Source organism: Halomonas heilongjiangensis (assembly GCF_002879645.1).
Lineage (GTDB): Bacteria > Pseudomonadota > Gammaproteobacteria > Pseudomonadales > Halomonadaceae > Halomonas > Halomonas heilongjiangensis.
This window is the reverse complement of sequence record NZ_PNRE01000024.1, coordinates 1-11,595: the sequence shown is the minus strand read 5'-3', so window position 1 is coordinate 11,595 and position 11,595 is coordinate 1. Positions and strand designations below refer to the sequence as shown.

Here is an 11,595-nt window from a genome sequence, read left to right as displayed (position 1 = left end):
CGCCCACGACCCCTTCGCCGCCCGGGCGCTGGTCTACGGCATCCTGATGGGGGTCGACCCGCAGAGCCGAGAGAAGCAGCGCCTCGCCCTCGCCAGTCAGGCGTTGCCCGAGGTGCTGGTGGAACTGGACCGACTCGCCGAGCCCCTGGCACGACTCGCACCCGGCCATCGCCTGCCGCTGATCGAACTGGCGCTGCCGGTGCTGCGCCAGCTGTCCACCACCCAGTTCGCCGGTTTCCGTGCCTGCCTCGAGCGGCTGATGGCGATCGAGACCCGTCCCGGGGCGCTGCAGTGGGCGCTCCACCGGCTGGTCGTCCAGGGCATCGAGGGCGAGCGGCGCGCCCGGCGCGACTGCCACCTGGTCGACCTGGGCGGGCCGCTCTCGCGGATGCTCTCGGCCCTGGCGACAGCCGGCCAGGGCGATGAGGCCGAGGCCCGCGAGGCTTTCGGCCAGGCTGCCGAGGCCTTGGGCGTCGCCCTCGACTTCGTGGCCGAGCCGGCCCTGGCAGCGGACCTGGACTGGGCCATGGCGCGGCTGGTGCGTCTGGCCACGGCCGAGCGGGCGGCACTGCTCGCCGCCATGACCCGCTGCGTGGAGCACGACGGGCGGGTAGAGCCCGAGGAGGCAGAACTGCTGCGCGCCGTGGCCTGGACCCTCGGCTGTCCGCTGCCGGACCCTGACAGAGGCGGGCTGGCCAGCCGGCCCGGGGAGCGGCATGATGGACAGCATCGGTAACCCATTCCCGGAGGAATCGAGATGCTCACCCCCTTCCATCTCGCCGTGCAGGTCCGTGATCTGGCCGAGGCCCGACGCTTCTATGGCGAACTGCTGGGCTGCACGGAAGGCCGTTCCAGCGATACCTGGGTCGATTTCAACCTCTTCGGCCACCAGTTCGTCTGCCATCTCAATCCGGAACTGGGCGACAAGGGCATCGACGACCATCGCAACCCCGTGGATGGCCATGGCGTGCCGGTACCGCACTTTGGCGTGGTGCTGGAGATGCGTGACTGGGAGTCGCTGGTCGACCGCTTGACCTCGGCCGGGATACGCTTCGAGATCGAGCCCCATATCCGCTTTCGCGGCCAACCCGGCGAGCAGGCCACCATGTTCTTCCGCGATCCCACCGGCAACGCCATCGAGTTCAAGGCGTTTCGAGACATCGCCGGCCAGCTGTTTGCCACCTGAGCGATGGCCCTGCCTTGCGGGAGCGGTGTCGCTCTGGTGCAATATCGATCCTTTTGTCAGGAGTAATAGAGGATGGCAATGAAACCCTGGATGCCTCTTGTGGCTGCCCTGGCGCTCTCGTTGGGGCTCGCCGGCTGCGGCAACGGCGATGACGAGCCCGCTCCTGCCGAGCCCGAGGAGACGCAGGGGGTGCAGGAGCCCGCTGCCGAGATGGACGAGGATGAGATCGCTGCCGAGACGCCGCCGCCTGCCGAGGAGGAGGCCGACGTAGAGCAAGGCCAGGACGGCGAGGTCGATGCCGATGCCGAGACCCTGGGCGAGTCACCCGATACCAGCCTGGAAGGCGATGAGGCGCTTCCCGGCGAGACCACCCGGGATGACGTCGACGCCATCATCGAGGAGCAGGAGCGCCGCTTCGAGGAGGCGAGTCGACGCATCGACGAACAGTTCGAGGAGGTGGAGCGGGAGAGCCCCGAGTTCGAGCCCATGGACGACCCGGGCAGCGATTCCCCCGAGGCGCGCGGCGAGTCCAGCCTCGACGAGGAGGCTGCCCAGGCCGGCGAGCCCACCAGCAGCGACATCGATGCCATCATCGAGGAGCAGGAGCGTCGCTTCGAAGAGGCTCAGCGCCGCCTGGAGGAACAGTTCGAGGAGGTCGAACAGGAACGATACGAGTTCGAGCCCATGGAGGTCGAGGAGGAGTGACACCCGGCGGCCCATGAAAAAGGCCCACCGCGAGGTGGGCCTTCCTGTTTCCGGGCTGCAGCGCTCCGATTGGCGATGTCGTCGTCAGACGGGGTCGGCAACCGGCGCCGGGCCGCCAGGGATGACTCCCTTAGTTGGCGAGTCGGATGTTGGAGGCCTGAAGGCCCTTCTTGCCCTGGGTGACCTCGAAGGTGACCTTCTGGCCGTCCTGCAGGGTCTTGAAGCCTTCAGCCTGGATCTCGGAGAAGTGCGCGAACAGGTCATCACCACCGTCGTCGGGAGAGATGAAGCCGTAGCCCTTGGTGTCGTTGAACCACTTGACAGTGCCAGTTGCCATTGTCGATTTCCTTAACATACTGTAATGATCGTGCCGGGCACGCGATGTCGTATCGAGCGCCCCAAGTGCGTGGGCAAGGCAAGGAAGAAGTGCGCACCGCGTGTATCGAAGGAATCGAAGTACAACCGACGACTTTTTACTTGCTGACCAACGCAGCGGATGGTGCACCGGCACCCCGATTGCGTCAACCGGGCTGTCGCCGGGGGAACCGTTGCAACCGCCCGCAAGCTCACTGTAGATGGAAACCTCCGACGCGTCCAGCACCCGCCGGCCGCCTGTCCCGCTCTCTTTCGCGAGTCCTTTCATGTTCATCGATGCACACTTCTGGCCCTTCCTGGTGGCCATCACCCTGCTGACCATGAGCCCGGGTGTCGATACCCTGCTGGTGATCCGCAACACCGCCCGGGGGGGGATGCGTGACGGCATGCTCACCAGCCTGGCGATCTGCTGCGGGCTCTTCGTGCATGCCGCCGTCTCGGCGCTGGGCATCTCGTTGATCCTGCTGCAGTCGGCCTGGGCCTTCGGCCTGCTCAAGATGCTCGGGGCCGCCTACCTGGTCTGGCTGGGGGCGAACAGCCTGCTCGCCGTCCGGCGCGGCCAGGGGCTGCCGGTGGCCGGCGTCGGCGGCGGTCGCCGTGCGGTGCCGGTGTGGCAGCCGCTGCGCGAGGGCTTCCTGTCCAACGTGCTCAATCCCAAGACAGTGGTCTTCTACATGGCCTTCCTGCCCCAGTTCATCGCTCCGGGGGACCCGGCCCTGACCAAGTCGTTGTGGCTCGCCGGGGTGCATTTCGTGATCGCCAACCTGTGGCAGATCGCCATCGTGGTGATGGTGGGCAGCGCCGGGCGCTGGCTGGCCAGCCGCGCCTTCGCCAGGTGGCTCAACGCGGTGACCGGTGGCGTGCTTATCGCCTTCGGGGTCAAGCTGGCGCTGGAGCGCTCTCCGGCCTAGCGTCGCCAGATCTCAGGGCTGATCCGGCGGCAAGCCTGCCAGGAGGCGCTGTGAATACATCCCTGTACGCTACCGACGCCATCCCTGGCGTAGGACCTCCTCTTCGGCTTGCCCCCGGGGCCCTATATGGCTGCGGCTGAGTTTGGTTCCCATCCTCAGTTGCGGGCCAGCAGCGAACGGTCATAGCGCACGGACTTCTCCGCGGCGCTGAGCATCGCCACGCCCTCGCTGCTGCCGCCGTTGGCCAGGCTCTCGAAGATCGCCCGGTAGGAGAGCACCGCCTGGACATAGTTGCGAGTCTCGCGGAAGGGGATGCTCTCGACGAAGAGGTCGAACTCCTCCGGGGCGTCGCGCAGCCAGCGATCGACCCGGCCGGGGCCGGCGTTGTAGGCGGCGGTGGCGGCCAGGCGGTTGCCGCGGTAGCGGTCGAGCATGTCGCGGATGTAGGTGCTGCCGAGGCGGATGTTGAGCGCCGGGTCGAGCACGCCGTAAGGGCCGGGATCGCTGATGCCGAGCTGCCGACTGAGCTGGGTGGCGGTACCCGGCATCACCTGCATCAGGCCACGGGCACCGGCCGGCGAGAGCGCGTCGGGATTGTAGGCGCTCTCGCGGCGGGCGATCCCCATCAGCAGGTAGGGGTCGACCCCGGTAACGCGCCCCCAGTGCAGGAAGTGCTCGCGGTAGGCCTCCGGGAAGCGCCAGTCCAGGGCATCCCACATCTGTCCGGTGATGGTGGTCTGCACCAGCTTGGCGTGCCAGCCCCGTCGCTGGGCATAGTCGGCGAGCGCTCGTGCCTCCCGGGCCGAGGCCCGGGACACGGCGGTGTACCACTCGCTGTTGGCCAGTCCCTGTTCACCGATGCGGATCAGCGCCTCGGTACGCTGCACCGCCGGCCAGCGGGCGACATGCTCACGGTAGTCGTCGTCGAAGCCGTTGCGCTCCAGGTTGAGGGCGTAGGGGCGGCCCAGGCGGTCGGCGGCGGCGAAACCGAAGAAACTGCGCCCCTCGGCCGCGGCCGCATAGGCGGTCTGAGCCGTCGCCGTGTCACCGAGCTGCTCCAGCGCCCGGCCGAGCCAGTACTGCCAGCGGGCGTCCTGGCGCGGCTCGTCGGGCATGCGGTGGACCCAGTCGATGACCCCCCGCCAGTCGCGCTCGGCCAGGGCGGTACGCACCCGCAGCTCGAGCAGCTCGGGGTCGGGCATCCCGGCCAGGGCCTCGTCGGCCCAGGCGCGGTTCTGGCGGATGTCGCGGACCAGCGAGTAGAACACCAGGTCGCGTTCGATGGCGTGGCGGCTGGAAGCGTCGAGTTCCAGGTGCGGGGCGATCTTGCGCCAGGCCTCATAGGCGGCCTCGGTATCGGCACGGGTGAAGCCGTGCATGGCGGCGGCGAACAGGGCGCTGCTGCCCTGGCAGCCGGGGCCGATGCAGGTGGGCACCCGGGTGATCGCGGCGTAGTCCTTGCGCAGCCGCTCCACGGTGTCGTTCGCCTCCTGCCAGCGGCTGCCCAGCATCCTGCCGAGGTGGCTCATCAGCCCGGTCTCGCCGGCCTGCCAGGCGAGCATCCTGCGCTCCCAGATCTCCCGCTCGCCGATCTCGCCGCGTTCGCGCAGGGCCCGGAACAGGGTGTCGCAGGCATCCGGCTGCGAACGGCCGACCCGCCACAGCTCGCGACCACCCTCGGCCGCGGCACCGGGGTCGCGACCGAGCAGGGCCGTGTAGTAGTAGCACTGGCGCGCGGTACCCTCGGGTACGCCGTCGGCCACCGCCAGCAGGCTGCCGAAGCGGCCGGCGTGGCCATAACGGGCGATCGCCTGGCCGCGCATCCACTCGCCCAGCGGCGAGTCACCGTGACGCTCGATGAAGTCGAGCACCTGGGACGGCTCCGCCTGGGGCAGGCGGTTGCGTAGGCGGTGGTACTCCACGTAGCCGGCTAGTAAATGGCCATCGATGGCCGCCTGGTCGATCTTCTGCCACTCCTGATTGCGGGCGGCCTCCAGGGCGTCGCGCATGGCGCGGTCGTCGCCGAGCGCGAAGGCGCTTACCGGCGGCAGCGACAGGGGGAGGGCGAGCGTCAGGGCGGTCAGCAGGGAGCCGACACGCCGGGCGAGGGGACGATGGCGCATGGGGCGGGCCTCCGAGGGGAAATCCATCAAGCCGTATCCTCGCCGATCGGGGGGTATTTGAGTAGGGGGCCGAGGCGAAAGTAAGTGAAAGAATGTAGCCGCCCGGGGCTTGTACGCCGGCCCAGCGGCGACTAGGCTAGACAAAAGCTATCAAACGCTCGTTGGAATATCGTGGAGGCACCGGCCGTGACCCCTGACCAGGATCGCTCCGTCGAGGCGTGGCGCCAGGCCCTGACCCGTTTCGTCACGGTGATACCGCATACCCGTGAGCTGGGCCTCGAGGTGCTGACGGTGACGCCGCCGGTGGTCACCATGCGCCTGCCCTGGTGCGATGACCTGCTCGGCGACAGCGCCCGCGGCCTGGTGCACGGCGGGGTGCTGACCATGCTGCTGGATACCGTCTGTGGCTCAGCGGTGCTCTGTGCCCTGCCGGCGCTGGAGGTCTGCCCGACCCTGGACCTGCGTGTCGACCACTACCGCCCGGGTGTGGTGGGGCGGGATATCTTCGCCGAGGCGCGCGTGCTCCGGGTCACCGCGCCGGTGGTCTTCACCGAGGGCACCCTGTGGCAGGAGGAGGGCCGACCTCTGGCACGGGGCATCGGCAATTTCGTGCGGCTGGGGCCGCGCAATACGCCGCCGGGCTTCGCCGAGGCGCTGTTCGCCGGGGAGGACGACCATGCGTGAGGGCTTCAGCGACGTCGAGTGGCTGGCGCGGACCCGCGCCGAGGGGGATGTCGAGGCCTGGCTGGCATGGGTGCCCTATGCCCGGCGCATCGGCGTCTCGGCGATCCCCGACCCGCACGCCGACGGCTTGCTGTACCGCCTCGCCCCCAGCGAGGGCAATGTCGGCAACGTGCTGCTGCCGGCGCTGCACGGCGGGGTGGTGGCGGCGTTCATGGAGACCGCCGCGACCCTCGACCTGATGCTCGCCACCCGTATCCCGCGGTTGCCGCATATCGTCGATCTCTCCATCGACTACCTGCGCACCGCCCGGGTGGCGCCGACCCACGCCCGCTGTCGGCTGCTGCGCGAGGGACGGCGCATGGCCAATGTCCAGGTCAGTGCCTGGCAGGAAGACGAGGCGGTGCCGGTGGCCACGGCGCGTCTGCACTTCGTGCTGGCCGACCCGGTCACGACGGATCACGCCGACGCTTGAAAAGTGGGGCCCGGCCCCCATATCCCCGTCAGCCTTGAAACCGGCGGTGCCTGTCCTGCACCGCCGTCCTGTGCACACGACGAGGGATTCGACGCATGTCCACTGCCATTCGTGAAGAGACCCTGGGGTTCCAGACTGAGGTCAAGCAACTCCTCCACCTGATGATCCACTCCCTGTATTCCAACCGGGAGATCTTCCTGCGCGAGCTGATTTCCAATGCCGCCGACGCCTGCGACAAGCTGCGCTATGCGGCGCTGGACAACGATGCCCTGTACGAGGGCGACAGCGAGCTGCGCATCGAGATCGAGCATGATCAGGAGGCGGGCACCGTCACGGTTCGCGACAACGGCATCGGTATGAACCGTGCCGAGGTGATCGAGAACCTCGGCACCATCGCTCGCTCCGGCACCGCCGAGTTCCTCAAGCAGCTCTCCGGCGAGCAGCAGAAGGATGCGAAGCTGATCGGTCAGTTCGGTGTCGGCTTCTACTCGGGCTTCATCGTCGCCGACGACATCACCGTACGCACGCGCAAGGCCGGCACCCCGGCCGGCGAGGGAGTGGAATGGCACTCGAAGGGCGAGGGCGAGTTCACCGTCGCCGACGTCGAGCGCCCGGCCCACGGCACCGAGATCGTACTGCACCTGAAGCAGGACGCCAGGGAGTTCGCCGACGACTTCCGCCTGCAGAGCCTGGTGCGCAAGTACTCCGACCACATCGAGGTACCGGTGCGCATGCCGCGTGTCGAGACCGACAAGGACGACGACGGCACGCCGGTCGAGGGCAGCGAGAAGACCGTCTGGGAGACCGTCAACGAGGCCACCGCGCTCTGGGTGCGGCCCAAGGGCGAGGTCTCCGACGACGAGTACAAGGCCTTCTACAAGCACGTGGCCCATGACTTCAGCGACCCCCTGACCTGGAGCCACAACAAGGTCGAGGGCAAGCTCGAGTACGTCAGCCTGCTCTACGTGCCGGGCCGCGCGCCCTTCGACCTCTATGAGCGCGACGGCGCCCGTGGCGTGAAGCTCTATGTGCAGCGCGTCTTCATCATGGACGACGCCGAGCAGTTCCTGCCGCTCTACCTGCGCTTCGTCAAGGGCGTGCTCGACACCCGTGACCTGTCGCTGAACGTCTCCCGGGAGCTGCTGCAGCAGGACCCCAAGGTCGAGAAGATCAAGAGCGCCCTGACCAAGCGTGCCCTGGACATGCTCGGCAAGCTGGCCAAGGACAAGGAGGCCTATCAGGGCTTCTGGAATACCTTCGGCAGCGTGCTCAAGGAGGGCCCGGCGGAGGACTTCGCCAATCGCGACAAGATCGCCGGCCTGCTGCGCTTCTCCACCACCCATACCGACAGCGCCACCCAGGACCAGTCCCTGGCCGACTACCTCGAGCGCATGAAGGAGGGGCAGGACAAGGTCTACTACATCGTCGCCGACAGCTTCAATGCGGCCAAGAGCAGCCCCCACCTCGAGATCTTCCGCAAGAAGGGCATCGAGGTGCTGCTGCTCCACGACCGCATCGACGAGTGGCTGATGAGTCATCTGACCGAGTTCGATGGCAAGCACTTTGTCGACGTGGCCAAGGGGGACCTGGACCTCGGCGAGGTCGAGGACGAGGCGGAGAAGCAGGCCCAGCAGGAGACCGCCAAGGCCAAGGAGGCGCTGGTCAAGCGGGTCAAGGAGGCGCTCGGCGAGCTGGCCCAGGAGGTGCGGGTCACCCATCGCCTGACCGACTCGCCGGCCTGCGTGGTGCTGCCGGAACACGAGATGGGCTACCAGATGCGCCGCATCATGGAGGCCGCCGGCCAGCCGTTGCCCGAGGTCAAGCCGATCCTCGAGCTCAATCCGGCGCACCCCCTGGTCGAGCGGCTCGAGGCGGCGGAGGGTGAAGCCTTCACCGACCTGGCCCATATCCTGCTGGATCAGGCGATCATCGCCGAAGGGGGGCATCTCGACGACCCCGCGGCCTATGTGCGGCGTCTCAATGGGCTGCTGACGGCCTGAGCCAACGGCATCCGAGCGCCGCCCCAGTGAGTGGTCACCAACCCCGCCGACGGCGCGTGCCGGCGGGGTTGCGTTTGTTGCGGTGCAAAAAAATGTCGGATCTGTGGCGAAAGGCTGCTAAGATTGCCCATCTTCATCGATGAGGCATGATCCCATGCGTCTCTTGTCCCGCTTTCTGCTGTGCCTGAGTTATCCCCGCTGGCGACTCGGCGCCCTGGCCGCGATCCTGCTGCTGGTGCTCGGCATTGCCGCCGGCCCGCTGCTGGCCGAGCCCCAACTGGATGGGCCGCTGCCCGATTTCGACGCCGCGGCGGAACTCGACGATCCGGTGGCGGCACTGCCGGACCTGCGCGGCGTGCCGGCCGGTCCGAAGCGCAAGGCGGCCTTCCTCACCATGCTGGTGCCCATCGTCGAGGCCGAGAATGCGCGCATCCAGGCCAAGCGGGAGTGGCTCCAGGCCCTGCTGGAACGGCCGGCCCTGCCAGACGCCCAGGAGCGTGAGCGTCTGGCCGAGCTGTGTGCCGACTACCGGCTCGATTGCCGTGGCGAGGGTGTCGACCCGCGCCTGCTGACCCGCGTCGATACCCTGCCGCTGGAGATGGTGGTGATCCAGGCGGTGGAAGAGTCCGGCTGGGGCACCTCGCGCTTCGCCCGCCAGGGCAACAACCTGTTCGGCATGCGCTGCTTCAGTGACGGCTGCGGGCTGGGCCAGCAGGGCAGCGGCCGTCGCTTCCAGGCCTTCGACAGCGTCCAGGAATCGGTACGTGCCTATCTGCACAACCTCAATACCCACCGCGCCTATGAGCGGCTGCGCACCCGCCGGGCCGAACTGGCGGCCCGGGAAGACGTCTCCCCCGAAGCGCTGATCGCTACCCTCGATCGCTATGCCGTACGTGCCGACTACCGGGACGTGCTGCTGGCGCTGTTGCGTACCAATGCGCTCTTGATACGCAGTCACGGCTCCGACGATACTGCCTGACGCTGCCGCACGATTGACGCCGACGATGCCACCCCCTGGGGTGGCATCAGTCGTTCCGAGAACAGCACTGTCCCGCCCGGACGGGCAAGCTGCGGCTTGTGCCTCGCCCTTCACTGGGGTATGAGTGACGGTCGGGATTTCTCGACAAAAGGATAATAGGAGGAGTTGGAGTGAAGATTGGAGCACCCAGGGAGAGTGCCGCGGGGGAGGCGCGCGTCGCGCTGACCCCCGAGAGCGCGCAGCAGATCCAGAAGCTGGGACACGAGTGTCTCGTCGAGAGCGGGGCCGGAGTCGCCGCGGGCTTCGATGACGATGCCTACCGGGCGGCCGGGGTCACCGTCGTCGACGGCGCCGAGGCGCTCTGGAGCGAGGCCGAGGTGGTCATCAAGGTGCGCGAGCCCTCCGAGGAGGAGGTCGGACGCCTGCGCCAGGGGCAGACGCTGATCGCCTTCTTCTGGCCGGCCCAGAACGAGGCGCTGCTCGAGAAGTGCCGTGCCCAGGGAGCGACGGTGGTCGCCATGGACATGGTGCCGCGGATCTCGCGGGCGCAGAAGATGGATGCGCTCTCGAGCATGGCCAATATCGCCGGCTACCGGGCGGTGATCGAGGCGGGCAACAACTTCGGTCGCTTCTTCACCGGCCAGGTGACCGCCGCCGGCAAGGTGCCGCCGGCCAAGGTGCTGGTGATCGGCGCCGGGGTGGCGGGGCTCGCCGCCATCGGTACCGCCACCAGCCTGGGGGCGGTCGTGCGCGCCTTCGACGTGCGCCCCGAGGTCGCCGAGCAGATCGAGTCCATGGGCGCCGAGTTCCTGTTCCTCGACTTCGAGGACAGCCAGGACGGTTCCGGGACGGGCGGCTATGCCGCGCCCTCGAGCCCCGAGTTCCGCGAGAAGCAGCTGGCGCTGTTCCGCGAACAGGCGCCGGATGTCGATATCGTCATCACCACCGCATTGATACCGGGCCGACCGGCTCCCAAGCTGTGGCTCGCGGACATGGTCGAGGCGATGAAGCCCGGGTCGGTGATCGTCGACCTGGCGGCCGAGAAGGGCGGCAACTGCGACCTGACCCGTGCCGACGAGAAGGTGGTCTCCGACAATGGCGTGACGGTCGTCGGCTATACCGACTTTCCTTCGCGCATGGCCACCCAGGCCTCGCTGCTCTATGCCACCAACATCCGCCACATGCTCACCGATCTCACGCCGGAGAAGGATGGTGCGATCGTCCACGACATGGAGGATGACGTCATCCGCGGCGCCACGGTGACCCATGCCGGCGAGGTCACCTTCCCGCCGCCGCCGCCCAAGGTCAAGGCCATCGCCGCCGCCAAGCCCAAGGAGAAGGTCAAGGAACCCACGCCGGAGGAGAAGAAGGCCGCCGAGCACGCTGCCTTCCTGGCCCAGACCAAGCGGCAGGTGACCCTGCTGGGCGTGGGGGGAGCGCTGATGCTGGTGCTGGGCCAGGTGGCGCCGGCGTCCTTCCTGCAGCACTTCATCGTCTTCGCGCTGGCCTGCTTCGTCGGCTTCCAGGTGATCTGGGGCGTCAGTCACTCGTTGCACACACCGCTGATGGCGGTGACCAACGCGATCTCGGGCATCATCATCCTCGGCGCCATCCTGCAGATCGGCTCGGGTAGCTGGATCGTGGGGGTACTGGCGGCGATCTCGGTGCTGATCGCGACCATCAATATCGTGGGTGGCTTCCTGGTGACACGCCGGATGCTGGCCATGTTCCAGAAATCCTGAGCGGCGGAGACAAGATATGTTGGGGCAAGGATTCGTTTCTGCCGCGTCGATCGCGGCGAGTGTACTGTTCATCCTCTCGCTGGGGGGGTTGAGCAATCAGGAGAAGGCCAAGCGCGCGGTCTGGTACGGCATCGTCGGCATGGCCGTGGCGGTGTTCTTCACCGCCTTCGGGCCGGGGATCGGCGGCTACTGGTGGATGATCCCGATGATGATCATCGGTGCGGTGGCCGGCTGGCACGTGGCCAAGCGCGTCGCCATGACCGAGATGCCGCAGCTGGTCGCGGCGCTGCACTCCTTCGTCGGTCTGGCCGCGGTCTTCGTGGCCTGGAACGCCGACCTCGAGCGGCGGCGGGTGCTGGCCGCCCAGGCGCTGGAGGCCGGACAGCAGGAGTTTTCGGCCTTTGCCGCCCTGGTGGCC

11 protein-coding genes and 1 pseudogene are annotated in these 11,595 nt (G+C 68.0%); 10 read left to right on the top strand and 2 right to left on the bottom strand.

All coding sequences use genetic code 11. The features are described from left to right. The 3 genes and pseudogenes from C1H66_RS22810 to C1H66_RS04890 all read left to right on the top strand — a co-directional run. A pseudogene (locus C1H66_RS22810) lies at positions 1-736 on the top strand (M48 family metallopeptidase); the annotation flags it as partial. 21 nt (positions 737-757) lie between these two features. Then, positions 758-1,186 (top strand): VOC family protein, encoded by a 429-nt coding sequence (locus tag C1H66_RS04895; protein WP_205738626.1) that lies wholly within the window; start codon positions 758-760, stop codon positions 1,184-1,186. Positions 1,187-1,258: 72 nt separating this feature from the next. Continuing rightward, positions 1,259-1,891: a prolipoprotein diacylglyceryl transferase gene (locus C1H66_RS04890; protein WP_102626784.1), complete on the top strand. Its 633-nt coding sequence runs from the start codon at positions 1,259-1,261 to the stop codon at positions 1,889-1,891. Positions 1,892-2,021: 130 nt separating this feature from the next. Here the strand turns inward: C1H66_RS04890 and C1H66_RS04885 are convergent, their stop codons facing one another. Next, positions 2,022-2,228: a cold-shock protein gene (locus C1H66_RS04885; protein ID WP_102626783.1), complete on the bottom strand. Its 207-nt coding sequence runs from the start codon at positions 2,226-2,228 to the stop codon at positions 2,022-2,024. Positions 2,229-2,532: 304 nt separating this feature from the next. Between C1H66_RS04885 and C1H66_RS04880 the strand changes: the two genes are divergently transcribed. Next, a complete protein-coding gene (locus C1H66_RS04880) occupies positions 2,533-3,177 on the top strand; it encodes a LysE family translocator (RefSeq protein WP_102626782.1) in 645 nt (214 codons plus the stop codon). A 155-nt stretch (positions 3,178-3,332) separates the two neighbouring features. Here the strand turns inward: C1H66_RS04880 and C1H66_RS04875 are convergent, their stop codons facing one another. Beyond that, complete coding sequence (locus C1H66_RS04875; protein ID WP_102626786.1) at positions 3,333-5,300, bottom strand: transglycosylase SLT domain-containing protein; 1,968 nt, start codon at positions 5,298-5,300, stop codon at positions 3,333-3,335. A 186-nt stretch (positions 5,301-5,486) separates the two neighbouring features. Here C1H66_RS04875 and C1H66_RS04870 point away from each other — a divergent pair, with 186 nt between their 5' ends. The 6 genes from C1H66_RS04870 to C1H66_RS04845 form a co-directional block, all read left to right on the top strand. Further along, the gene (locus tag C1H66_RS04870; protein ID WP_240618214.1) at positions 5,487-5,984 is read left to right on the top strand and encodes a PaaI family thioesterase; all 498 of its coding nucleotides are present in this window, start codon (positions 5,487-5,489) and stop codon (positions 5,982-5,984) included. Beyond that, on the top strand, positions 5,977-6,456 hold the full coding sequence (locus C1H66_RS04865; RefSeq protein ID WP_102626780.1) for a PaaI family thioesterase: 480 nt from the start codon (positions 5,977-5,979) through the stop codon (positions 6,454-6,456). Before C1H66_RS04870 ends, C1H66_RS04865 begins: the two co-directional genes overlap by 8 nt. A gap of 95 nt (positions 6,457-6,551) precedes the next feature. Continuing rightward, on the top strand, positions 6,552-8,456 hold the full coding sequence (htpG, locus tag C1H66_RS04860) for a molecular chaperone HtpG (RefSeq protein WP_102626779.1): 1,905 nt from the start codon (positions 6,552-6,554) through the stop codon (positions 8,454-8,456). Positions 8,457-8,610: 154 nt separating this feature from the next. Further along, the gene (locus C1H66_RS04855; protein WP_240618213.1) at positions 8,611-9,435 is read left to right on the top strand and encodes a glucosaminidase domain-containing protein; all 825 of its coding nucleotides are present in this window, start codon (positions 8,611-8,613) and stop codon (positions 9,433-9,435) included. A 170-nt stretch (positions 9,436-9,605) separates the two neighbouring features. Then, positions 9,606-11,177, top strand: a complete 1,572-nt coding sequence (locus C1H66_RS04850; RefSeq protein WP_102626777.1) for a Re/Si-specific NAD(P)(+) transhydrogenase subunit alpha — start codon at positions 9,606-9,608, stop codon at positions 11,175-11,177. Between the two features lie 16 nt (positions 11,178-11,193). After that, positions 11,194-11,595, top strand: a 402-nt coding sequence (locus C1H66_RS04845) for an NAD(P)(+) transhydrogenase (Re/Si-specific) subunit beta (RefSeq protein ID WP_181423425.1), incomplete at its 3' end; no start/stop codon positions are given.